Origin of the sequence: Nocardioides sp. CPCC 205120, from assembly GCF_048654585.1 — a bacterium.
GTDB lineage: Bacteria > Actinomycetota > Actinomycetes > Propionibacteriales > Nocardioidaceae > Nocardioides.
The window spans coordinates 41,388-64,169 of the sequence record NZ_JBMCYY010000003.1; the positions used below are offsets into that span (position 1 = coordinate 41,388).

Annotated in this window: 20 protein-coding genes and 1 tRNA gene; 11 read left to right on the plus strand and 10 right to left on the minus strand. The window is 75.6% G+C overall.

Annotated features, from left to right (window positions below; translation table 11 throughout):
• Positions 1 to 2: 2 nt before the first annotated feature.
• The 3 genes from ACOACO_RS16010 to ACOACO_RS16020 all read left to right on the plus strand — a co-directional run bounded on the left by ACOACO_RS16010 (position 3) and on the right by ACOACO_RS16020 (position 3,626).
• Positions 3 to 2,063: a biotin carboxylase N-terminal domain-containing protein gene (locus ACOACO_RS16010; protein WP_420297291.1), complete on the plus strand. Its 2,061-nt coding sequence runs from the start codon at positions 3 to 5 to the stop codon at positions 2,061 to 2,063.
• Positions 2,060 to 2,836 carry a thioesterase family protein gene (locus tag ACOACO_RS16015; protein WP_420297292.1) on the plus strand — a complete coding sequence of 259 codons (777 nt, stop codon included), beginning with the start codon at positions 2,060 to 2,062 and terminating at the stop codon, positions 2,834 to 2,836. Before ACOACO_RS16010 ends, ACOACO_RS16015 begins: the two co-directional genes overlap by 4 nt.
• 88 nt (positions 2,837 to 2,924) lie before the next feature.
• Positions 2,925 to 3,626: a histidine phosphatase family protein gene (locus ACOACO_RS16020; protein ID WP_420297293.1), complete on the plus strand. Its 702-nt coding sequence runs from the start codon at positions 2,925 to 2,927 to the stop codon at positions 3,624 to 3,626.
• A 67-nt stretch (positions 3,627 to 3,693) separates the two neighbouring features.
• Here ACOACO_RS16020 and ACOACO_RS16025 read toward each other — a convergent pair whose 3' ends face one another.
• Complete coding sequence (locus tag ACOACO_RS16025) at positions 3,694 to 5,697, minus strand: heavy metal translocating P-type ATPase (RefSeq protein WP_420297294.1); 2,004 nt, start codon at positions 5,695 to 5,697, stop codon at positions 3,694 to 3,696.
• Between the two features lie 56 nt (positions 5,698 to 5,753).
• Between ACOACO_RS16025 and ACOACO_RS16030 the strand changes: the two genes are divergently transcribed.
• Both ACOACO_RS16030 and ACOACO_RS16035 read left to right on the plus strand, forming a co-directional pair.
• Positions 5,754 to 6,119, plus strand: coding sequence for an ArsR/SmtB family transcription factor (locus ACOACO_RS16030; RefSeq protein WP_420297295.1), 366 nt, complete (start codon positions 5,754 to 5,756; stop codon positions 6,117 to 6,119).
• Between the two features lie 101 nt (positions 6,120 to 6,220).
• On the plus strand, positions 6,221 to 8,176 hold the full coding sequence (locus tag ACOACO_RS16035; protein WP_420297296.1) for a gamma-glutamyltransferase family protein: 1,956 nt from the start codon (positions 6,221 to 6,223) through the stop codon (positions 8,174 to 8,176).
• 64 nt (positions 8,177 to 8,240) lie between these two features.
• Here ACOACO_RS16035 and ACOACO_RS16040 read toward each other — a convergent pair whose 3' ends face one another.
• Together ACOACO_RS16040 and ACOACO_RS16045 are read right to left on the minus strand one after the other, a co-directional pair.
• Positions 8,241 to 8,966, minus strand: coding sequence for a TetR/AcrR family transcriptional regulator (locus ACOACO_RS16040; RefSeq protein ID WP_420297297.1), 726 nt, complete (start codon positions 8,964 to 8,966; stop codon positions 8,241 to 8,243).
• Positions 8,963 to 10,735 carry an N-acyl-D-amino-acid deacylase family protein gene (locus ACOACO_RS16045; RefSeq protein ID WP_420297298.1) on the minus strand — a complete coding sequence of 591 codons (1,773 nt, stop codon included), beginning with the start codon at positions 10,733 to 10,735 and terminating at the stop codon, positions 8,963 to 8,965. The genes ACOACO_RS16040 and ACOACO_RS16045 overlap by 4 nt, the downstream gene beginning before the upstream one ends.
• 158 nt (positions 10,736 to 10,893) lie before the next feature.
• Between ACOACO_RS16045 and ACOACO_RS16050 the strand changes: the two genes are divergently transcribed.
• Positions 10,894 to 11,178 carry a DUF1490 family protein gene (locus tag ACOACO_RS16050; RefSeq protein ID WP_420297299.1) on the plus strand — a complete coding sequence of 95 codons (285 nt, stop codon included), beginning with the start codon at positions 10,894 to 10,896 and terminating at the stop codon, positions 11,176 to 11,178.
• Positions 11,150 to 13,423 carry a heavy metal translocating P-type ATPase gene (locus ACOACO_RS16055; RefSeq protein ID WP_420297300.1) on the plus strand — a complete coding sequence of 758 codons (2,274 nt, stop codon included), beginning with the start codon at positions 11,150 to 11,152 and terminating at the stop codon, positions 13,421 to 13,423. Before ACOACO_RS16050 ends, ACOACO_RS16055 begins: the two co-directional genes overlap by 29 nt.
• 74 nt (positions 13,424 to 13,497) lie before the next feature.
• Here ACOACO_RS16055 and ACOACO_RS16060 read toward each other — a convergent pair whose 3' ends face one another.
• The 4 genes from ACOACO_RS16060 to ACOACO_RS16075 are packed head-to-tail and all read right to left on the minus strand — an operon-like array spanning position 13,498 to position 17,265.
• Positions 13,498 to 14,316 carry a class I SAM-dependent methyltransferase gene (locus ACOACO_RS16060; RefSeq protein WP_420297301.1) on the minus strand — a complete coding sequence of 273 codons (819 nt, stop codon included), beginning with the start codon at positions 14,314 to 14,316 and terminating at the stop codon, positions 13,498 to 13,500.
• On the minus strand, positions 14,313 to 15,089 hold the full coding sequence (locus ACOACO_RS16065; RefSeq protein WP_420297302.1) for an ABC transporter ATP-binding protein: 777 nt from the start codon (positions 15,087 to 15,089) through the stop codon (positions 14,313 to 14,315). The genes ACOACO_RS16060 and ACOACO_RS16065 overlap by 4 nt, the downstream gene beginning before the upstream one ends.
• Complete coding sequence (locus tag ACOACO_RS16070) at positions 15,086 to 16,108, minus strand: ABC transporter substrate-binding protein (RefSeq protein WP_420297303.1); 1,023 nt, start codon at positions 16,106 to 16,108, stop codon at positions 15,086 to 15,088. The genes ACOACO_RS16065 and ACOACO_RS16070 overlap by 4 nt, the downstream gene beginning before the upstream one ends.
• A gap of 14 nt (positions 16,109 to 16,122) precedes the next feature.
• Positions 16,123 to 17,265, minus strand: coding sequence for a FecCD family ABC transporter permease (locus ACOACO_RS16075; RefSeq protein ID WP_420297304.1), 1,143 nt, complete (start codon positions 17,263 to 17,265; stop codon positions 16,123 to 16,125).
• 166 nt (positions 17,266 to 17,431) lie between these two features.
• Here ACOACO_RS16075 and ACOACO_RS16080 point away from each other — a divergent pair, with 166 nt between their 5' ends.
• A complete protein-coding gene (locus ACOACO_RS16080; RefSeq protein ID WP_420297305.1) occupies positions 17,432 to 17,740 on the plus strand; it encodes an STAS domain-containing protein in 309 nt (102 codons plus the stop codon).
• Between the two features lie 86 nt (positions 17,741 to 17,826).
• On the opposite strand, the gene ACOACO_RS16085 is transcribed toward ACOACO_RS16080, so the two are convergent.
• Together ACOACO_RS16085 and ACOACO_RS16090 are read right to left on the minus strand one after the other, a co-directional pair.
• Positions 17,827 to 18,327, minus strand: coding sequence for a hemerythrin domain-containing protein (locus ACOACO_RS16085; RefSeq protein WP_420297306.1), 501 nt, complete (start codon positions 18,325 to 18,327; stop codon positions 17,827 to 17,829).
• A gap of 119 nt (positions 18,328 to 18,446) precedes the next feature.
• Positions 18,447 to 18,522: transfer RNA gene (locus ACOACO_RS16090), tRNA-Arg, on the minus strand.
• Positions 18,523 to 18,729: 207 nt separating this feature from the next.
• On the opposite strand from ACOACO_RS16090, the gene ACOACO_RS16095 reads away from it, so the two are divergent.
• The 3 genes from ACOACO_RS16095 to ACOACO_RS16105 are packed head-to-tail and all read left to right on the plus strand — an operon-like array spanning position 18,730 to position 20,739.
• Positions 18,730 to 19,935 carry an LCP family protein gene (locus ACOACO_RS16095; RefSeq protein ID WP_420297307.1) on the plus strand — a complete coding sequence of 402 codons (1,206 nt, stop codon included), beginning with the start codon at positions 18,730 to 18,732 and terminating at the stop codon, positions 19,933 to 19,935.
• Positions 19,935 to 20,141 (plus strand): hypothetical protein, encoded by a 207-nt coding sequence (locus ACOACO_RS16100; protein WP_420297308.1) that lies wholly within the window; start codon positions 19,935 to 19,937, stop codon positions 20,139 to 20,141. The genes ACOACO_RS16095 and ACOACO_RS16100 overlap by 1 nt, the downstream gene beginning before the upstream one ends.
• A gap of 1 nt (position 20,142) precedes the next feature.
• Positions 20,143 to 20,739, plus strand: coding sequence for a hypothetical protein (locus ACOACO_RS16105; RefSeq protein WP_420297309.1), 597 nt, complete (start codon positions 20,143 to 20,145; stop codon positions 20,737 to 20,739).
• 104 nt (positions 20,740 to 20,843) lie between these two features.
• Here ACOACO_RS16105 and typA read toward each other — a convergent pair whose 3' ends face one another.
• On the minus strand, positions 20,844 to 22,730 hold the full coding sequence (gene typA, locus ACOACO_RS16110) for a translational GTPase TypA (RefSeq protein WP_420297310.1): 1,887 nt from the start codon (positions 22,728 to 22,730) through the stop codon (positions 20,844 to 20,846).
• Positions 22,731 to 22,782 lie beyond the last annotated feature (52 nt).

Here is a 22,782-nt window from a genome sequence, read left to right on the forward strand (position 1 = left end):
CCATGACCACCCCGAGCACCACCACGATCACCGCCCCGACCCCCGCCGCGCGCCCCCTGCGCACGCTCCTCGTCGCCAACCGCGGCGAGATCGCCCTGCGCGTGCTGCGCACCGCGACCCGGATGGGCCTGCGCACCGTCGCGCTCCACACCGACCTCGACGCCGACGCGCCCCACGTGCGCGCGGCCGACCGGGCGGTGCGCGTGGCGTCCTACCTCGACGTCGACGAGGTCGTCGCCGCCGCGGTCGGCGCCGGGGCCGACGCCGTGCACCCCGGCTACGGGTTCCTGTCGGAGCGCGCCGCGTTCGCCGCCGCACTCGAGGCGGCGGGCGTCACCCTCGTCGGGCCCAGCGCGGCCGTGATGGAGCAGATGGGCCGCAAGGACGCGGCCCGCGAGATCGCCGTCGCCGCCGGCGTGCCGGTCGTCCCGCGCGGCGACGCGGGCGGCCCGGGCGGCCAGGGCGGCCAGGGGGACTGGTCCGGCCCCGTGCTCGTCAAGGCCGCCGCGGGCGGGGGCGGCAAGGGCATGCGGGTCGTCCGCACGCCCGCCGAGCTCGACGAGGCCGTCGCTGCCGCGCGCCGCGAGGCGCTGAGCGCGTTCGGGGACGACACGATCCTCGTGGAGCGGTACGTCGAGCGCGGCCGCCACGTCGAGGTGCAGGTCGTGGGGGACACCCACGGCACGGTGCTCCACCTCTTCGAGCGGGACTGCTCGACCCAGCGGCGCCACCAGAAGGTGCTCGAGGAGGCCCCCGGCCCGACCGTCGACGCCGACCTGCGCGAGCGGCTGACGGGTGCCGCGGTGCGGCTCGCCGAGCACGTCGGGTACGTCGGGGCGGGCACCGTCGAGTTCCTCCTCGACGTCGACTCCGGCGACTTCTTCTTCCTCGAGATGAACACGCGCCTGCAGGTCGAGCACCCGGTGACCGAGGCCGTCTGCCGGGTCCGGGGCGCCGGCCCCGGGGGCGCCCCGGGACGCGTCGACCTCGTCGAGTGGCAGCTGCGGGTCGCGGCCGGCGAGCCGCTCCCGGTGCGCCAGGACGACCTGGTGCTCGTCGGGCACGCCGTCGAGGCGCGGGTGTACGCCGAGGACAGCCACGGCGGCTTCCTGCCGCAGGCGGGCACCGCGTCGTACGTGCGGTGGCCCACCGGCGCGCGCGTCGACCACGCCCTGGAGTCCGGCCAGGAGGTGACGACGGCGTACGACCCCATGCTCGGCAAGGTCGTCGCCGAGGGGCCCGACCGGGAGGCCGCCCGGCGGGCGCTGCTGGCCGCGCTCGACGACACCGCCGTGCTGGGGCTGACGACGAACACCGGGTTCCTGCGCACGCTGGTGGCCTCCGACGAGTTCCGCGACGCCACCATCCACACCGCGTGGCTCGACCACGCCGAGGTGCCGGCGCCCGACCCGGTGCTGCCGCACGTGGTGGCGGCGTGGGCGGACGCCCGCGCCGGGCGGGCCCGGGCGGGCCGCGGCGCCTTCCGGGCGGACGGGTGGCGCACCGCGGGCACCCGTGCGCCGTGGCGGACGGTGCTGGGCGGCACCGGCGTCGTGGTCGACGAGACGGGGGTGACGCCCGACGGGGGCGCCCGTGCGCAGGTGCGCCTCCTCGCGGAGCGGGGCGTCGAGGTGCGCGAGCTGTCGCTCCTGGTCGACGGCGAGCGGGTCACCGCGACCGTCGCCGTCGGCCGCCACGCGGTCGAGGTCGCGCACCGCGGTCAGCGCCACGTGCTCGCCCGGCCGCTGCCGCCCGGCGACCGCGCCGCGCCGGTGGGCGACGGGGCGCTGACGGCGCCCATGCCGGGCACCGTGCTCGACGTGCGCTGCGCCGCCGGCGACGTCGTCGAGGAGGGCCAGGTGCTCGTCGTGCTCGAGGCGATGAAGATGGAGATCGCGCTGCGCGCCCCGTTCGCCGGCACCGTCGGCGCGCTCGGCGCGACGACCGGCGCGCAGGTCGCGTTGGGAGCCGTGCTCGTCGAGGTGGCGCCGACGGACGGTGGGGAGGAGGATCACCGGGTGGCCCCTGCCGGGTCCGCCGACGACCAGGGGGACCCACGGTGAGCGACGCCTACTTCGAACGCACGGGAGCCGGCCGGTTCCGGGCCACCGAGCACACGAGCGGGGCCTGGGACACCACGGCCCAGCACGTCGCGCCCGCGCTCGGTCTCCTGGTCCACGCGATCGAGGTCGACCGGGACGCCCGCCGCAACGACGCGCTGCTCACCGCACGGATCTCCGCCGACATCCTCGGCACCATGCCGCTCGGCGAGGTCGACGTGTCCGTCGAGGTGCTGCGTCCCGGGCGCACCATCGAGCTGGTGCAGGCGACGATGAGCGCCGGCGGTCGCGCCGCGGTGACGCTGCGCGCCTGGCTGCTCGAGTCACGCGCCACCGGCACGATCGCCGCGTCCGCGCTGCCGCGGATCGCGGGGCCCGAGGACGTCCCGGCGTGGGACCCGACCACGGTCTGGCCGGGTGGGTTCATCGCGTCGGTCGACGTGCGGCGGCGCCAGATCGAGCCCGGCCGGGCCTCGTTCTGGGCGCGCACCGCCCTTCCGGTCGTCGCCGACGAGGCCGTGAGCCCCACCGCCCGCGCCGCGGGGCTGCTCGACATCAGCAACGGGATGACGGTGCGGGTCGACCCCCGGCGCGTGGCGTTCCCCAACGTCGACCTGACGGCCCACCTGCTGCGGGCGCCGGCGGGCGACTGGCTGGGCTTCGACACGACCGTCTCGTTCGGGCCGCAGGGCCTCGGGGTGACGAGCAGCGTCCTCCACGACGCCACGGGCCCGGTCGGCACCAGCAGCCAGGTCCTCACCGTCCGACCGGGCTGAGCCGCCGCCCCGGTCGCTAGGCTCGACGCGTGCCCCTCACCCCCGCCGTACCCGCCGTGACCGCGGCCCCACCTGCGCGGGTGGTCCCGTGCGCCTGATCCTCGTGCGGCACGGCCAGACCTCCTCCAACGTCGCCGGCGCCCTCGACACCGCCGCCCCCGGGGCGTCGCTGACGGACCTCGGCCGCCGGCAGGCCGACGCGCTCGTCGACGCCTTCGCCGACGAGACCTTCGCGCGGGCCCACGCGTCCAACCGGGTGCGCACCCAGGAGACCGCCGCCCCCCTCGTCGCCGCCCACGGGCTGACGCTCGAGGTCGTCGACGGCCTCGGCGAGATCAGCGCCGGCGAGCACGAGATGGGCACCAGCGCCGAGGCCGTGCGGGCGTACGTCGGGTGCGTCGCCGGCTGGCTGACCGGCGACCTCGACGCCACGATCCGCGGCGGCGAGACCGGCCACGAGTTCCTCGCCCGCTACGACGCCGCCCTGCGCGCGGTGGCCGAGCGGTCCACCGAGGGTGCCGCCTCGCTGGTGGTCAGCCACGGCGCCGCGATCCGCGCGTACGTCGGCATCCGCGCCGCGCAGGCCGACAGCGACCAGCTCGCCGGCTCCCGCCTCGGCAACACCGGCGGCGCCGTGCTCGAGGGCGACCCCGACGCGGGGTGGCGGCTCCTGCGCTGGAGCGGCGACCCGTTCGGCGGCGCCCACCTCGCCGACGAGGCGGCCCACGACGTCACCGGCGAGAGCGCCGAGGAGGCCGTCGAGGACGCCGAGGAGACCTCCGGGCACTGAGCGCCCGGGGCCCGCCCCGTTCGTGGTAGCAGCGCCAGGCTTTCCGTGGCGCTGCTACCACGATCCGTCAGGCGGCGGCGCGGTCCCAGGCCGAGCGGCGCAGCAGCCGCAGGCCGTTGAGCGCGACGACCACCGTGGAGCCCTCGTGGCCCGCCACGCCGAGCGGCAGCGGGAGCGTCCCGGCGACGTCCCACGTCACCAGGGCGACGATGACCGTCCCCGCGATCACGAGGTTGGCCACCACCACGCGGTGGGCGCGCCGGGCCAGCACGGCGAGCGTCGGCACCGTCCCGAGGTCGTCGCGCACGAGGATCACGTCGGCCGTCTCGACCGCGAGGTCGCTGCCCCGGCGGCCCAGGGCGATCCCCACGTGGGCGGTCGCCATCGCGGGCGCGTCGTTGATGCCGTCGCCCACGAGCGCCGTGCGGTGGCCGCGGTCGGCGAGGCCGCGCAGGTGGGCGGCCTTGTCCTCGGGCAGCAGGCCCGCGTGCACCTCGGGTACGCCGGCCCGCGCCGCCACCGCCCGGCCCGCCGTCGCGTGGTCGCCGGTGAGGAGCACGGTGCGTGCGCCGAGGCGGTCGTGGATGCGCGCGACCGCGTCCGCGGCCTCGGGGCGCAGGGCGTCGCTGACCGCCAGCACGCCGAGGGGCCGGTCGTCGACGATGACGACGACCGCGGTGTCCCCGGCGCGCTCGACCGCCGCGACGAGCTCCGCGACCTCTGCGCCGGCTCCACCGCCGGCCCCACTGCCGGCGCCGCCGCCGGCCGCCTCCAGCAGCGCCGGCGCCCCGACCTGCACGACCCGTCCGCCGACGCGGCCGGTCACCCCGCGCCCCGGCGTCGCGACGACGTCGCGGGCCTCGGGCACCACCACCTCGCGCTCCCGCGCGGCCGCCAGCACCGCGCCGGCGACGGGGTGCTCGCTGGACCGCTCGGCGGCGGCGGCCAGGGCGAGCACCTCGGCGACCGACGTCCCCGCGAGCGGGTGGACGGTGCCGACGACGGGCTCGCCGCGTGTCAGCGTGCCGGTCTTGTCGAGCGCCACCACGTCGACGCCGCGCAGCTCCTCGAGCGCGACCGCCGAGCGCACCAGCACGCCGTGGCGTCCCGCGTTCGCGATGGTGGCGAGCAGGGGCGGCATCGTCGCCAGCACCAGGGCGCACGGCGAGGCCACGATCATGAACGTCATCGCCCGCAGCAGCGTCGGCTCGAACTCGGCGCCCGCCGCCAGCGGCACCCCGAGCAGCGTGAGCGTCGCGGCCACGACCACCACGGAGTAGCGCTGCTCCACCCGCTCGATGAACAGCTGCGAGCGGGCCTTCGTCTCCGCCGCCTCCGCGACCATGGCGACGATGCGGGCGACGACCGACTCGCCGGCGGGCCGCCGTACCTCCACCCGCAGCGCACCGGTGCCGTTCACGGTGCCCGCGAACACCTCGTCGCCGACGCCGCGCCCGACGGGGAGGGGCTCGCCGGTGACCGACGACTGGTCGACGTCGCTGCTGCCGGCGACCACCACGCCGTCGGCGCCGACCCGCTCGCCGGGGCGCACGAGCACGGTGTCGCCGACCGCGAGCTGCTCGACGTCGACCTCCTCGAGCCGGTCGTCGACGTGCACGCGGGTCGCCCGGTCGGGGGCGAGGGTGAGGAGGGCGCCGACCGAGTCGGCGGTGCGGCGGGTCACGAACGCCTCGAGCGCACCGGACGTCGTGAAGATGACGATGAGCAGGGCCCCGTCGAGCACCTGGCCGATGGCGGCGGCCGCCAGGGCGGCGACGACCATGAGGACGTCGACGTCGAGGGTCCGCTCGCGCAGGGCGCGCAGCCCCTCGAGCGCGGGCTCCCACCCGCCCGCGGCGTAGCAGGCCAGGTAGAGCGCCCACCACACGAGCGGCGGCGCCCCGAGCAGCTGCGCCGCGCCGCCGAGCGCGAAGAGGGCGAGCGACAGCGCCGCCCAGCGGACCTCGGGCAGCACGAGGGCGCTGCGGAGCGCGGACCGGGCGGCCGGCGGGGCCCCGGGACGGTCCGGTACGCCGGGACGGGTCGGCGCCGCGGCCGAGGTCGTGCTCATGCGTAGAGATAAACACATGAACACCCGTGCATGTCAAAGGGTCTAGGATGCCGCCCATGGGTCACGGGGGGTGGGGCGAGAGCCGGCGCGCACGCCTCGACCGCACCGCCGCCACCTCGGTCGCCACGACCCTCCAGGCGCTCGCCACCCCGAGCCGCCTCCTCATCCTCGACCGGCTCCGCGAGGCCCCGGCCAGCGTCGGCGAGCTCGCGACATCCGTCGGGATGGAGCAGCCCGCCGTCTCCCAACAGCTGCGCCTGCTGCGCAACCTCGGTCTCGTCACGGGGGAGCGGGAGGGACGCACGATCGTCTACACGCTGTACGACGAGCACGTCGCCCAGCTCATCGACGAGGCCATCTTCCACGCCGAGCACCTGCGCCTCGGTCGCGGCGACGCGGTGCCCGAGGCCGCGGAGGACTGAGCCGGGCGCTGGTCCCCGCCGTTCGTGGTAGCAGCGCCAGGCATTCCGTGGCGCTGCTACCACGAACGGGTGGCGGTCGCCGCGCCTGGCATGCTCGACCCGTGCCCGAAGCGACCCCCACGCCCGACCCCACGCCCGACCCCACGCCCGCCCCCACGCCCGCCCCCACGCCCCACCCCGAGCCCGCCGCTGCTCCCGACGCCGGCCCCGGCCGCCCGTTCACCCCGCCGCCGGCCGACCTGACGCGCCCCACGCTGACGGGCTCGTTCGGCATGGCGGCCGCGACCCACTGGCTGGCCGCGGGCAGCGCCCAGTCGGTGCTCGAGCGGGGCGGCAACGCGGTCGACGCGGCCGTGGCCGCCGGCTTCGTCCTGCACGCGGTCGAGCCCCACCTCAACGGTCCCGGCGGTGACCTCGTCGGCATCCTGGCCCCGGCCGGCGGCGCCCCCGTCGTCGTCAACGGCCAGGGCCCGGCGCCCGCGGGCGCCACCATCGAGCACCTGCGGGCGGAGGGCCTGACCACGGTGCCGGGCAGCGGGGCGCTGGCTGCCGCCGTACCCGCCGCGGTCGAGTCGCTCCTCGCGCTGCTCGAGCAGCACGGCACGTGGGAGCTCGGCGACGTGCTGGCGCCGGCGGTGCACTACCTCGAGGAGGGCCACGCGGCGGGTCCCCAGCTCTGCCGCACCGTCGCGGTCATGGGCGAGCACTTCACCGAGCACTGGCCCGACTCGGCCGCGCTGTGGATGCCGGCGGGCCGGGCCCCGGAGCCGGGCGAGGTCATCCGCAACCCGGCGTACGCCGCCACGCTGCGCCGCCTCGTCGCCGCCGCCGAGGCGCCCGACCTCGCCGACGCCGCCGGGGGGACCCGGGAGGACCGCGTGCGGGCGGCGCGCACCGAGTGGCGCGCGGGCAGCGTCGCGCAGGCCGTCGTCGCCCACGGCCGCACCCCGCACCGGCACTCCTCGGGCACCGACCACGCCGGCGTGCTGACGCTCGCCGACCTCGCGGACGACCCCGTGCGCCTCGAGGAGCCGGTGACCGCGATCTTCCGCGGCACGACGATCCACAAGGCCGGGTTCTGGAGCCAGGGTCCCGTGCTGCTGCAGACCCTCGCGATCCTCGACCACCTCCCCGACGAGCGGCTCGACCCGTCGACGGCGCTCGGCGTCCACACGATCGTCGAGGCCCTCAAGCTCGCGATGGCCGACCGTGACGCCCACTACGGCGGCTCCGCGGACCGCGCGACGCTCGAGGCCCTGCTCTCGCCGGAGTACGCCGCCGCGCGCGCCCGGCTCGTCGGTGACACGGCGTCGCTGGACTTCCGGCCGGGCGAGGTCGCCGGGCTCGTGCCGTTCGTGCCGCCCCTGCGCCGCCCCGAGGACGTCGAGGTCTCCGGGCCGCCCGGACCGGGCCAGCCGACGCGCCCGGTCGGTGTCGGCGAGCCCACCGTGGCCCGCAACGGCGAGACCCGGGGCGACACCTGCCACGTCGACGTCGTCGACGCGGCCGGGAACCTCGTGGCCCTGACGCCGTCCGGCGGGTGGCTGCAGTCGTCGCCGACGATCCCGGAGCTCGGCTTCTGCCTCGGCACCCGGCTGCAGATGACGTGGCTCGACGAGGCCAGCCCGTCGGCGCTGCGCCCGGGCACCCGTCCGCGCACGACCCTGAGCCCGACCGTGCTGAGCCGCGACGGCGAGCCCTTCGCGGCGCTCGGCACGCCGGGCGGGGACCAGCAGGACCAGTGGCAGCTGCTCTACCTGCTGCGCCTGCTCGTCGGCGGCTACACCCCGCAGGAGGCGATCGACGCCCCCGCGTTCCACACCACCTCGATCGTCAGCTCGTTCTGGCCCCGCACGTGGGAGCCCGGCGGCGTCGTCGTCGAGGACCGCCTGGGCGCGACCGTCGTCGCCGAGCTGCGCGAGCGCGGGCACGACGTGACCGTCTCGGGCCCGTGGACCCTCGGCCGGCTCTCCAGCGTCGGGCGCGACCTCGGCACCGGCCTGCTCTTCGGCGCCGCCAACCCGCGCGGCGCGCAGGGGTACGCCGTCGGCCGGTGAGCGCAGCCGCCCGGTGAGTGCAGCCGCCCGGTGAGCGCAGCCGCCGGGACCGACGGGCGCGGGCTCAGGCCTCGTCGGTGATCGACAGTCGCCCGGTGAGCACGGCGGAGTAGAGGCTGGCGGCGGCCACGAGCCGCTCCTCCTCCAGGTCGGGGCGCGGCAGGGTGGCCTGCAGCAGCGCCTCGCCGTCGAGCATGTGGAGCAGCGACGTGACCGCGAGGCGCACCGCGCCGTCCGGCACGCCGTCGCCCCCGTGCGCGCCGACGGCGGCGCGCTCGACGCCGCGGTAGAGCTCGCGCACCGCGGGCGCCAGCCGCTCCCGCAGGTCGGGCTCGGTGCGGGAGGCGACGAGCAGCTCGAGCCACACGGCGTTGGTGGCGTCGCGGATCTGGCGGCGCGCGAAGCGCAGCTGCTCCTCCACGGTCGTCGTGGCGTCCCGCAGCTCGGCGAACGCCGCGAGGTGGCGCCGTCCGACCTCCTGCGCGGCCTCCACGACGAGGTCGGTGCGGGTCGGGAAGTGGCGGAACAGCGCTCCCTTCGACACCCCCGCCCGCGCGCAGATGTCGCCGACCGACGCGCGGTGGTAGCCGACCTCCGCGATCGAGGCGATCGTCGCCGCGACGAGGCGGGCACGCATGGCGCGGCTCCGCTCCGCCTGGGTACGCCGGACCCGCGGGCCCTGCTCCGGCGCCGCCTGCTCCGGCGCCGCCTGCTCCGGCGCCGCCTGCTCCGGCGCCGCCTGCTCCGGCTCCGCCTGCTCCGGCTCCGGGGGGCCGACCTCCGGGCTCACGCGCCGCCCGCCGTGAGGAAGCGACCGGTGCGCCGCGTGCCGACGTCGGGCACGGGCACGCCGTCGCGCACCACCGCCCGGCCGGCGACGGTGACGAGCGGGACGGCGGCGTCGTTGCGGTTGACCATGCGCGGCAGGTGGTCGAAGGCCGGGACGGGCGACTCCGCGTAGGCGTCGAGCCGGTCGTCGAGCGCGTCGGGGTCCACGACCACGAGGTCGGCGCGGTCGCCCTCGCGCAGGTGGCCGGCCGCGACGCCGTACCAGTCGGCGAGCTCGCCCGTGAGGCGGTGCACGGCCTGCTCGACGGTGAGGAACGGCGTGCCCGGCTCGCCCGCCGCGGCGTGGGCGCGGCGCAGCAGCCGCAGCCCGAAGTTGTAGAACGCCATGTTGCGCAGGTGGGCCCCGGCGTCGGAGAAGCCCATCTGCACGTGCCGGTCGCGGGCGAGCCGGTCGAGCACGTCGGGGCGGTCGTTGGAGATGGTCGTGCGCCAGCGCAGCTTGGCCCCGTGCTCGACGACGAGGTCGAGGAAGGCGTCGACGGGGTGGAGCCCCCCGCGCTCCACCCCGACCTGCCCGAACGTGCGGCCCACGACGCCGTCGTCCGGGCAGGAGACGATCTCGGCGTCGAAGAAGTCGCGGTGCCACACGCGCATGCCGAAGCGGGCGTCGTACTCCCTGCGGAAGCGACGCCGGTACTCCTCGTCGGCGAGCAGGGCGTCGCGCTCCACGCGGTCGGCGAGGTGCAGCGCGGCCGCGCCGGCGCCCAGCTCCTCGAAGATGACGAGGTCGATGCCGTCCGCGTAGACCTCGAACGGCACGGGCAGGTGCTGCCACTTCAGCTCCCCGCCCAGCGCCCCGGTGAGGGCGGCGAGCGGCCCCATGGTGCGCACGATCGCGCGGTTGGCCTTGAGGTCGGCCGCCGACAGCAGGCTGGTGCGCAGCCGCCCGCCCCGCGCCGGCAGCGTGCCGAGCACCATCCGGGCGATGCTGCGCACGTCCGTGATGTCGGGCCCGCCCTGGAGCACGCGGTCGCGCTCGCGCAGCGGGCGGCGCAGGACGCTGCGCTCGCGGTGGCGGGCGTACGTCGAGGGCAGGGTGCGCGAGCGGCACAGGTCGCCGTCGAGCTTGTCGAAGGCCAGCTCCTGCGCCGACATGCCGACGAACCCGGCGTCGAGCGCCTCCTCGACGGCGCGGCGCATGCGCCCCAGCTCGGACTCGGTGGGCCGGACGTCGCGCCGGGTCGCCCGGTCCAGCCCCATCGTCGCGGCGCGCACGTCGGAGTGGCCGAGGAACGCGGCGACGTTGGGGCCCAGCGGCAGGGCGTCGAGCATCGCGGCGTACTCACCCGCCCCGCGCCACCCGTCGCGGCCGCGGGCGCGCTCGAGGGTGCGCACGACGAAGGGGCGGGGGATGGCCTCGACCCGCCCGAACAGGTCGCCCGCGGTCGCCGGGTCGACGTGGACGGTCGAGATCGAGCACGACCCGAGCAGCACGGTGGTGACGCCGTGGCGCAGCGACTCCGCCAGGCCGGGGCCGTCGAGCACCTCGACGTCGTAGTGGGTGTGGATGTCGACGAGGCCCGGCAGCACCCAGCGGCCGGCGGCCTCGACGACCTCGGGGCAGCCCGTCGTGTCGAGCGGGGTGGCGCTGACCCGGGCGACCCGGCCGGCGCGCACGCCGACGTCGCGGACGGCCGACGGGGCGCCGGTGCCGTCGAACCACCGCGCACCCCGGACCACGAGGTCGAAGGGCTCCGGTGTGACGTGCATGACATAGATAGAAACCGGTCGGTCTCCATCTGTCAACGGGGTCGTGTCCGGCCGGGCGTGGCGTGCGCCCGGCCGTGTGCAACTATCGGGAACGATTCTCGACTGGGCGGCGGTGCACGACCGCGCCCGACGTCGTTCGACGCACGGAGGAGAGCACTGTGGTGGGACTGTTCGGCAAGCTGGGCTCGACCGTGGTGACGGGCCTGGTCGGCGCCGTCGCCTGGGACGGCGTGAAGAAGGCCGCGGATCGCGGACTGCTGCGCGAGGCCGCGGTGACGACCACCGCGGTCGGCCTGCGCGGGCGCCGCTCGCTCGAGGTGGGCGCCGAGCGCCTGCGCCTCGCGACGGGCGACGTCGTCGCGGAGGCCCGCGAGCGCGTCGGCGAGCAGGCCCCGCCGCCGGGCTCGGACCTGGGTGGCCACGCCCACGACCACGACCACTGACGGGCGCAGCACGGTGATCCAGCAGGTGGCGCTGGCCGCCGGGGCCGGCCGGGCGCGGTACGACGTGCCCGCCCTCCGCGGGTCGGTCGCCCGGGCCCTGGCGGTCGAGGACGCCCTCGACGCCGTGCCGGGCGTGCGCTCCTCGCACGCCTACCCGCGCACCGGCAGCGTCGTCGTCTGGTTCAGCCCCGGGCGCTGCGACGTGGCCGCCGTCCAGGCGGCCGTGGCGGCCGCCGTCGCGACCACCGCACCGGTGGCCGCCCCCGGGGCGGTCCCGTCCCGGCTGCCGCGCTCCGCCGAGGTCGCCGACGGCGACGTGCTGCGGATGGTCGTCGGGGGCGCCGCGCTCCTGCTGCTCGGCGGCCGCCGCTACGTGCTGCGCCGCCCGCCCGTGCTCGGCCCCACCTCCCGCACGGTGGCCACCGGCGTCACGATCTTCACGGGCTACCCGTTCCTGCGCGGCGCCGTCCGCGGGCTCGCGGGCGGTCGTGGCCCCGGCACCGACGCGCTGGTCTCCGCCGCGACGGTCGCCAGCCTCGCGCTGCGCGAGAACGTCGTCGCGCTGACCGTGCTCTGGCTGCTCAACATCGGCGAGTTCCTGCAGGACCTCACGCTGCGCCGTACCCGACGGGCCATCCGCGACCTCTTGACCGGCACCCAGGACGAGGCGTGGGTACGGCGGGGCGACGGCACCGAGGTCCGCGTCGGCATCGACGAGCTGCGGGTGGGCGACGAGGTCGTCGTCCACGAGCACGTCGCCGTGCCGGTCGACGGGATCGTGGTGGCCGGCGACGGCGTCGTCGACCAGTCGGCGATCACCGGCGAGACCCTGCCCGTCGTGGTCGAGGTCGGCCGGCGGGTGCACGCCGGCACGGTGCTGATGAAGGGCCGCCTCGTCGTGCGCGCCGAGGCCGTCGGCCGCGACACCGCCATCGGGCGGATCATCACGCGGGTCGAGCGCGCCCAGCACGACAAGGCGCCCATCCAGACCGTCGGCGAGGGGTTCTCCCGCCGGTTCGTGCCCGCCTCGTTCCTCCTCGCCGGCGCCACGCTCGTCGTGACCCGCGACGTGCGGCGCGCGATGACGATGCTGCTCATCGCCTGCCCCTGCGCGGTCGGCCTGGCGACCCCCACGGCCATCAGCGCGGCCATCGGCAACGGCGCCCGCCGCGGCATCCTCGTGAAGGGCGGCTCGCACCTCGAGCTGGCCGGCCGGGTGGACGCGGTGGTGCTCGACAAGACCGGCACGCTGACCGTCGGGCGGCCCGTGGTCACCAACGTCGTGTCCTTCCGCGACGACTGGGAGCCCGAGCAGGTGCTCGCCTACGTCGCCAGCTCCGAGATCCACTCGCGCCACCCGCTGGCCCAGGCGGTCATCCGCTCCACCGAGGAGCGGCACATCGCGATCCCGGAGCACGAGGAGTGCGAGGTGCTCCTCGGCCTCGGCATGCGCACGATCGCCGACGGCCGCACGCTGCTGCTCGGCAGCACGGCGCTGCTGCAGCGCGAGGGCATCGCGGTCGACGCCGGCGCGGACCGCTGGATCGCGCAGCTGCAGGCGCAGGCCGAGACGCCGCTGCTGCTCGCGGTCGACGGCGTGCTCACCGGTCTGGTGAGCCTGCGCGACACCGTGCGCCCCGAGTCGGCCGAGGTGGTGCGGGCGCTGCGCGCCGACGGCGTCGAGCGCATCGTCATGCTCACCGGCGACCACCCCCAGGTCGCCGCGGCCGTGGCCGCCGAGCTCGGCATCGACGAGTGGCGCGCCGAGGTGATGCCCGAGCACAAGCAGGACGTGGTGCGGGCGCTGCAGACCGAGGGCTACACGGTCGCGATGGTCGGCGACGGCACCAACGACGCCCCGGCCCTCGCGCTCGCCGACGTCGGCATCGCAATGGGCATCGGGGGCACGGACGTGGCGCTGGAGACCGCCGAGATCGCGCTCGCGGGCGACGACCTCGGCAAGCTGCTCGAGCTGCGGGACCTCTCGCGGCACACGGTGGCGACGATCCGGGAGAACTACGGCATGTCGATCGCGGTCAACGCGGCCGGGCTCGCGGTCAGCGCCGCCGGCGCGCTGTCACCGGTCGCCGCCGCGGTGCTCCACAACGCCTCGTCCATCGCGGTCGTGGCCAACAGCAGCCGCACGACGCGCTACCGCCTCGAGCCCCGCCCGCGCCACCGCGCCGAGCCGGGGGCCGATGCCGACCCCGATGCCGAGCCCGATGCCGAGCCCGACGAGGCCTGACCACCCCCGGTTCGTGGTAGGAGCGCCAGACATTCCGTGGCGCTGCTACCACGAACCAGGCGGGGCGGGCCGCCTCAGCGCGGCGTGCGTCCCGTGACCAGGTACTGCGGCCGCGACTCGTGGCCCGGCGACATCCCGTAGCGGCGGTCGAGCTCGGCCACCTCGTCGAGGCGGGTGGCGCGCACGGCGACGAGGCCGGCCGCCTCCAGCACGGCGACCAGGTCCTCGACGCCGGTGGCGTTGGCGAGCGGCAGCCCGGCCTCGGTGGGGGCGTCGTACGTCGCGCCGAAGGCGCCGGGGCCGTCCACCGACTCGACGGCCACGCCGCGGTCGATGCCGCCGGGGTACCAGTTCGCGTCGACGCAGGCGACCGTGCCGCCGGGGCGCAGCAGGCGGGCCCAGGCGCGGATCGCGGTCACCGGGTCGCGCAGCGTCCACAGCAGGTAGCGGCTCGTGACCGCGTCGAGGTCCGCCGGCACGCCGGGGACCCCCTCGGGCGCCACCGCGTCGCCGAGCAGGTAGCGGGCGGCGGGCAGGCCCTCGGCCCGGCGGCGGGCCGCGTCGTCCTCGGCCTCCGCGAGCATGCCGGGGGAGCTGTCGAGGCCCACGACGTCGTGACCGAGCTCGGCGAGCACGCTCGCGACGTACCCCGTGCCCGTCCCCACGTCGAGCACGCGCGCGGGCGCGGGCGGCAGGGCGCCGCCCCAGATCCGGTGCCACAGCGCCCGGTCGTGCGGGGCGCGCTCGCCGTCGACCTGCCGCTGGTGGTACGCCGCGGCGCGGCCGCTCCAGTACCGGTCGAGCCGGGCCTGCAGGTCGGCATCACCGGCGGCGGTCCCGGGAGCGGCTCCGAGGGCGGTGAGGGTCCGGGCGGCGGTCTGCTGGAGGGTCATGCGCTGCTCCTGGTGGTGGTGGCCTTGCGGAAGACGAGGTTGATGTCGCCGTCGTGGTCGACGCGGCGCACCTCGACCTCGTAGACGGGCTCGAGGACCTCGGGGACGAAGACCTCGTCGGGCGGTCCCTGGGCGACGACCCGGCCGGCGCCGAGCACGACGACGTGGTCGCAGTAGCGGGCGGCCAGGTTGAGGTCGTGGAGCACGACGACGCTGCTGGCCGGCAGCCGCGCGACCAGGTCGAGCACCTCGTGCTGGTAGCGGATGTCGAGGTGGTTCGTGGGCTCGTCGAGCAGCAGGTGCTCGGCCTCCTGCGCCAGGGCCCGGGCGATGAGGACGCGCTGCTTCTCGCCGCCGGACAGCCCGGCGTACTCGCGGGTGGCGAGGTGGAGGGCGCCGACCTGTCGCAGGGCGTCGGTGGCGACCTCCTGGTCGTGGGCCGACGGCCGCCCGGACAGCCCCTGGTGGGGGAGGCGACCCAGCAGGACGAGGTCGGCGACCCGCATCGGCAGGTCGCCGCTGTGCTCCTGCACGACGACCGCGACGGCGCGCGCGAGGTCGCGGCGCGGCACATCGGCGAGGTCGCGCCCGTCGAGCTCGATCCGTCCCTCGGTCGGCTGCAGGGAGCCGTAGAGCGCGCGCAGCAGCGTCGTCTTCCCGCTGCCGTTGGGGCCGACGAGGCCCACGGTCCTGCGCGCGGGCACCGCGACGTCGACGCCGTCCACGACGACGACGTCGCCGTAGCGGTGCCGCACCCGGTGCCCGGCGATCACGGGGCAGACCCCGCCGGGGCCTGGGCAGGGTCCTGGACGGGGTTCGCCGCGAGGAACGCCACCAGGCGGTCGAGGCCGTCGACGGCCAGCGGGGTCGGGGGCTCGGCGAAGTTGAGCAGGAGCGGCAGCACGGCGCCCGACTCGAGGGCCCGCAGGGCGCCGGCGCCCGGCAGGTCGGCGACGGCGTCGACGACCTCGGCGGGGTCGCCGTCGCTGTGGAGCACGACCACCACGTCGGGGTCGCGCTCGACGAGCTCCTCGGCGCTCACCTCGAAGACGCGGTCCGCCACGTCGCCGAACACGTTCTCGAGCCCGGCGGCCTCGACGAGGGGCGCGGACATCGAGCCCCGCCCGTACGCGTAGGTGACGCCGCCGCCGACGGTGGGGTAGAGGACGGCGACGGTGCGGTCCTCGTCGGCGGGGACGCGGGCCTCGATCTGGGCGACCCGGTCCTGCAGCTCGCCCACGTAGGCGTCGGCCTCGTCGGGGCGCTCGAACACCTCGCCGTAGAGGCGCACCTGGTCGTAGAGGTCCTCGAAGCTCGCGTCGCCCTCGAGCGAGCCGCAGAACGCCGGCTCCTCGACGAGCTCGATGCCGGAGGAGGCGAGCGTCTCGCGGGTGAGGTTCTCGGTCTCGCCCAGCACGAGGTCGGGAGTCTCGGCGACGACCTCCTCGCGGGAGATCTGCAGGTGGCCGCTCGCGTCGGTGCGGTCGGTCAGCAGGGGCACCTCGTCGAGGGCGGCGAGGGTCTCGTCGTCGTAGTACTCGTCGGGGTAGACCCCCGCGCGCGCCACGACCCGGTCGAGCACGTCGAGCCGGTGCAGCGTCGGCACGGCCGCGCTCTTGAGCATGACGACCCGCTCGGGGGCGGCGTCGAGCTCGACGGTCGCCCCGCAGTTCTCCACCGAGATGGCGGCGTCGCCCGCGGCCTCGCCGCCGCACCCGGCGAGGGGCAGCAGCAGCGCTGCGGCCGTCGCCGTCGCGGCGCGGCGACGGGCGGCGGGGCGGGTCGACGACATGGGTTCCTCCGGGATCAGGACGGCACCGCGTGGAGGCGGCGGACGAGGAGCAGCAGGAAGGGCGCGCCCACGAGCGCGGTGATGATGCCGATGGGGATCTCCTGGGGTGCCAGCAGCGTGCGGGCGAGCACGTCGGCCCACACGAGCAGCACGGCGCCGAGGAGCGCGGCGACGGGTACGACGGCACGGTGGGCCCCGCCGACGAGGCGGCGGGCGAGGTGGGGCACGACGAGCCCGACGAAGCCGATGCTCCCGGCCATCGCGACGAGCACGCCGACGACGAGCGAGACGAGCACGAGGAGCAGGGTGCGGAAGCGTTCGGGGTGCACCCCGAGGGTCAAGGCGGTCTCGTCGCCGACGACGAGCGCGTCGAGCCGGCGCCCGACGACCCCGAGCACCAGCGCCGTGGCCGCGACGACGACGACCACCACGGCCAGCGCCCCGTTCCAGGCGGCGAGGCCGAGCGAGCCGAGCAGCCAGAACATCACCGAGCGGGAGCCCTCGGCGGAGTCGGAGGCGAAGATGAGGAAGCTCGTCGCCGCCGAGAGGGCGTAGCCCACGGCGACGCCGGCCATCAGCAGCCGCACGGAGGTGATCCGACCGGAGCTGCGGGCGACGAGGAAGACGAGGAGCGAGGCGAGCAGGGCACCGACGAACGCGCTGCCCTGCAGCGCGTAGTCGCCGAACCCGGCGCCGACCCCGAAGAGGATGGCGCCCGCGGCGCCGCAGCTCGCGCCCGACGAGATCCCCAGCACGTAGGGGTCGGCCAGGATGTTGCGCACCATCGCCTGCAGCACCACGCCGGCCAGCGCGAGACCGGCACCGACGGCGGCGCCCAGCACGACGCGCGGCGCCCGGATCTCCCACACGATGGCGTCGTGGCGCCGCTCCCAGGTCATGTCGCCCGGGAAGCCGGTGAGGTGGTGGAGCACGATGCGCGCCGCGTCGCCGGGGGAGACGCCGACGGGGCCGGCGCCCACGCCGACGACGACGGTCACCAGCAGCGCCACGGCCAGGGCGGTGGTCCACGCCGCGGCCCGGCGGCGCTGGGCCGCGAGCCCCAGGAGGTCGTCGCCCTCGTCCCGGGGCGGACCGCCCGGGCCCCCGCGCCCGGGCGGTCCCGTCGCGACGACGGGGGGTGCGTCGGTGGTGGTCACGCCGCCCCCTCCGTCGTTATCGCGAACAACATGCAACAACGATCGCACGGCGGGGAAGGGGCACGGCGGGCGGGCCCCGCCCGAGGCGGGGTTGGGGGAGGCGGACGGGGGTACCGGAGCGTGCTCGAGAACAGGGCGCCCGCCGTACCGGCCGCGTAGGTGCACCGTGGACCAGCAGGAACGATCGCTCGAGATCACGTTCGATCTCGCGAGCGCCACCGTCTGCGTGCGCGGGGTGGTCGACGTCCGCGGTGCCCGCAACCTGCGCGGGTTCCTGGAGATGGCCGCGCTCACCGACGTGCGGCGGCTCGTCGTCGACCTCGCCGAGGTGGAGCAGCTCCACCCCGCCGGGGTGCGGGAGCTCGACGGCGGCGTCCGCGTCGCCCACGCGCTGGGGATCGCCGTCGAGGTGCGGGCCCCGGAGGGGAGCGTCGCCCGCCGGGTGCTCGACCACGCCGGCCGGCCGCTGCGCTGAGCGCCGCGCGTCACAGGTCCCGCTGCACCGCCACGACGGCCGGGCCGCGCGGTGGCGGCGGCCCGGCCGTTAGGTGGTGCCGGCGCCTACTTGATGACGGCGTCGATCGTCTTCTTCAGCGCGCTCGGCTGCGAGGGGCGGCGCGGCGCCGACTTCTTGGCCTCGATCATCTCGGCGCCGATGTCCTGCAGGACGGAGCGGCCGAGGGCCTCACGGACCTTCGGGAACCACTCGTCCTCCTCCTCGGCGATGTGGTGGCGCACGTTCTCGATCAGCACCGTGGTCTTCGCGTCGAAGCGCTCGGCCTCGGGCGTCAGGGCGGCGAGCTCCACGACGAGCAGGTCGGCCACGTGGTGCTCCTCGTAGGACTCCAGGACGTCGTCCTCGAGGTCCGGCACGAGCTCGCGGACGCGGGGGTACATCACCTCGTTCTCGATGTAGGTGTGCACCGTGAGCAGCTCGATCATCCGGTCGACGAGACGCTGCTTCGTCTTCAGCGCGTTCTCGCCGGCGGCCTCGAAGTCGGAGAAGGTCTTGAGGATCTGCTGGTGGTCGTCCTTGAGGAGGACGATCGCGTCGGTCGACATGGGGCTCCTCGATGGCTCTCGTGCGGCGGCGCGCGGGGACCCGGGCGCCGTGCCGGGCCGGTACCCCCAGGGCGGTGGTCCGACGCGGGGCGCCGGCCGGGGCGCTGCGGGGTACGGCGTGGTGCCCCAGGCAGGAGTCGAACCTGCGACCTTTCGCTTAGGAGGCGGCTGCTCTATCCGCTGAGCTACTGGGGCCGCGCGGGCAATCTTGCCACCGGTGCGCGGGGCCCCCGCAGGGCGGTGGGCAGGCCGGTGGGCAGGGCGGTGGGCAGGGCGGTGGGTGTCGCCGTACGGCGAAGGGGTGCGGTACCCGCGCGGGGCCCGGTCCATGCGTGGATGTCTCGTCGCTTGGCGGTTCCGCGTAGATTTCGCGTGGCCCGACGAGCATCCAGGAGCAGATCCATGTCCACCCCCAAGCGGCGTGCGCAGCGCAAGCGCCGGCACACGGTGCTGCGCGCCGTCCTCGCGACGGCGTTCACCCTGGCCCTCGTCACGGCGCTGAGCGTCACCTTCCTCTACCGCCAACTCGAGGGCAACCTCGGCGAGTTCGCGAACGAGGAGGAGCAGTTCGACTACGAGCGGCCCGAGGAGGTGGCCGACGGCGAGCCCCTCGACATCCTCCTCGTCGGCTCCGACAAGCCGGACGAGGGCGGCCGGCGCTCCGACACGACGATCCTCATGCACGTGTCGGCGGACCGGGACTTCGCGTACGGCATCAGCCTGCCGCGCGACGCGCTCGTCGACCGGCCCGACTGCATCGACGACGACTCCGAGACGGTGCCCGGCGAGGAGATGGCGATGTTCAACACCGCCTACAACGCCGGCGGCGCGATCTGCACGGTGAAGACCCTCGAGACCCTCACGGACGTCCCGATCGACGCCGTCGTCGAGATGGACTTCGACGGCTTCGAGCGGATGGTCGACGCGATCGACGGCGTCGAGATCTGCGTGCCGAACGAGATCGAGGACGAGGAGTTCAACATCAGCCTCCCGGAGGGCACCTACAACGCCACGGGCGAGCAGGCTCTCGACTACGTGCGCGAGCGGCACCAGGGGTCTCCCAACGGCGACCTCGGCCGGATGAAGCGGCAGCAGGCGTTCCTCGCCTCGATGGCCAACAAGGTCGTCTCGGCCGAGACCCTCACCAACCCCAACCGGGTCTACTCCTTCCTCGAGGCGGTGACGGGCTCGATGACGATCTCGTCGGACTACCGCAGCCTCGCCAAGCTCGCCGACCTCGGTCTGCAGCTCAACGGCATCGGGCTCGACCAGATCACGTTCATCACCGTGCCCAACGAGGAGTACGAGCCCAACCCGAACCGCCTCGTGTGGTCGGAGGACGCCGACGACCTCTGGGAGCTCGTGCGCACCGACCAGCCCCTGACGCAGCAGTTCCTCGGCGAGGCCATCACCGCGGAGGACTCGGCCGGCACGATCGCGCCCGGCGGCAGCGCGAGCGCCGCGCCGAGCACCACAGCTCCGCCGACCTCGTCCGCGACCGACGAGCCCACGGGCACCGACTCCGCCACCTCCGAGCCGACCGACGAGGACCCGGCCGAGTCGCTGACGCCCGAGGAGATCGCCGCGCAGAACGGCCTGTGCGCTTGATGCCGGCGTCGGGTCCGGCCGGGTCGGGCACCCCGGACGTCCTCGAGTCGCCCGAGCAGCGCCGCCGGCGCCTGGCGGCCGTCTTCGGCGAGACGCTGCCGGAGCAGACGAGCGACGACCGCGACGACCGCGACGGCTCCCGGGCCGGCGAGGACGCCGGCGACGCCTGGCTGCGCGCGCAGGTGCCGCCGCACCACGGCGGCTGAGGTGCCCGCTCCCGAGGTCCTGGTCGTCCCGGCCGTGCCCGCGCTGCTGCCCGAGCACGCCGGGCTCGTCGACCCGGTGGCGCAGCTGCGCCGGGCGGTGCGCTCCGCCGTACCGGAGCTGGTGGGGGAGCCCCCGCAGCCCGTCACGGTGCTCGCGAGCCCGCCCACCCCTGAGCAGGTACGGCGCAGCGCCGGCCCCACGGTCGGCCTGCGGGTCGCGCGGCACCTGCTGGCCGAGGCCGGTGCCCGGCCGGCGTGCGAGGTCGACGGCGACGTGCCCGCCGACGCCGAGCGCCTGCTCGTCGTGGCCAACGGCTCGGCGACCCGCACCGAGAAGGCCCCCGGCCACCTCGACGAGCGCGCCGAGGCCTTCGACGCCGCCGTCGGGACCGCCCTGGCGTCCGCCGATGCCGAGCGCCTGGCCCGGCTCGACCTCGCGCTCGGTGCCGAGCTGTGGGCCGACGTGGCACCGCTCGCCGCGCTAGGGCGCCACCTCGCCGCCGTCGCCGCGACCGGGCTCAGCTGGACGGCGCAGGTGCTGCACGACGCGGCGCCGTACGGCGTTCAGTACTGGGTCGTGCGGCTGCGCGCCGCCTGAGCCCCCCGGGACCCCCCACTTACGCACCAACCCACGAACGACACCGCCCCGCCCGGGTGACCCGGGCGGGGCGGTGGTGGATCAGGCGCGCGGGGCGCCGGGGATCACTTCGACTTGCGGGCGCGCGAGGTGATCTTGGCGCGCTCGTTCTGGTCGAGGACGACCTTGCGGATGCGCACCATCTCGGGCGTGACCTCGACGCACTCGTCGTCGCGGCAGAACTCGAGGCACTGCTCCAGAGACAGCTTCTTCGGCGGGATCAGCTTCTCGAAGTTGTCGGAGGTGGCGGACCGGATGTTGGTCTGCTGCTTCTCCTTGGTGATGTTGACGTCCATGTCGTCGGCGCGGGAGTTCTCGCCGACGATCATGCCCTCGTAGACCTCGGTCGCGGGCTCGACGAACATGACGCCGCGCTCCTGCAGCGAGGTCATGGCGTACGCCGTCGCGGCACCCTTGCGGTCGGCGACGAGCGAGCCGTTGTTGCGGGAGCGGATCTCGCCGGCCCACGGCTCGTAGCCCTCGGAGATGTGGTGGGCGATGCCCGTGCCGCGGGTGTCGGTGAGGAACTCGGTGCGGAAGCCGATGAGGCCGCGCGCGGGCACGAGGAACTCCATGCGGACCCAGCCGGTGCCGTGGTTCGTCATCTGCTCCATGCGGCCCTTGCGGGTCGCGAGCAGCTCGGTGATCGTGCCGAGGTACTCCTCCGGCGCGTCGATCGTCAGGCGCTCGACGGGCTCGTGGAGCTTGCCGTCGATCTCCTTCGTGACCACCTGCGGCTTGCCGACGGTGAGCTCGAAGCCCTCGCGGCGCATCTGCTCGACGAGGATGGCCAGCGCCAGCTCGCCGCGGCCCTGCACCTCCCAGGCGTCGGGACGCTCGGTGGGGAGCACGCGGAGGCTCACGTTGCCGATGAGCTCGGAGTCGAGGCGGTCCTTCACGAGGCGCGCGGTGACCTTCGAGCCCTTGACCCGGCCCACGAGCGGCGAGGTGTTGGTGCCGATGACCATCGAGATGGCCGGCTCGTCGACGTGGATGAGCGGCAGCGCCTTCGGGTTCTCCGGGTCGGCCAGCGTCTCGCCGATGGTGATGTCGGGGATGCCCGCCACCGCGACGATGTCGCCGGGGCCGGCCGACTCGCCGGGCTTGCGCTCGAGGCCCTCGGTGACGAGGAGCTCGGTGATCCGCACGTTCTTGACCTCGCCGTCGCGCCGCATCCACGCGACGGTCTGGCCCTTCTTCAGGTTGCCCTCGTGGATGCGCAGCAGCGCGAGGCGACCGAGGAACGGGGAGGAGTCGAGGTTCGTGACGTGCGCCTGCAGCGGCGCGCCCTCGGTGTAGGTCGGCGCGGGGATGGTCTCGAGGATCGTCTTGAAGAGCGGCTCGAGGTCGGGGGAGTCGGGCAGCTCGCCGTTCTCCGGCTGGTCGAGACCGGCGACACCGGCGCGGCCCGACGCGTAGACGACGGGGAAGTCGAGCGCGTCCTGGCTGTGGCTGTCGTCGAGCAGGTCCATGAACAGCTCGTAGGTCTCGTCGACGACCTCGGCGATGCGGGCGTCGCCACGGTCGGTCTTGTTGACGACCAGGATCACCGGCATGTCGGCGTTGAGCGCCTTGCGCAGCACGAAGCGCGTCTGGGGCAGCGGGCCCTCGGAGGCGTCGACGAGGAGCACGATGCCGTCGACCATCGACAGGCCGCGCTCCACCTCGCCGCCGAAGTCGGCGTGGCCCGGGGTGTCGATGATGTTGATCGTCATCGGCTTGCCGTCGGCCGCGGGGCCGGCGTAGTGGACCGCGGTGTTCTTCGCGAGGATCGTGATGCCCTTCTCGCGCTCGAGGTCCCCGGAGTCCATGACGCGCTCGGCCACGCTCTCGGCCTGGTGGGCGGTGAAGGCGCCCGCCTGGCGGAGCATCGCGTCGACGAGGGTCGTCTTGCCGTGGTCGACGTGCGCGACGATCGCGACGTTGCGCAGGTCGGAGCGGAGGGTGGTCATGGTGAGGATGCGTCGCTTCCGTCGAAGGGTGGGAAGCCCCGAGGGGCCTCCA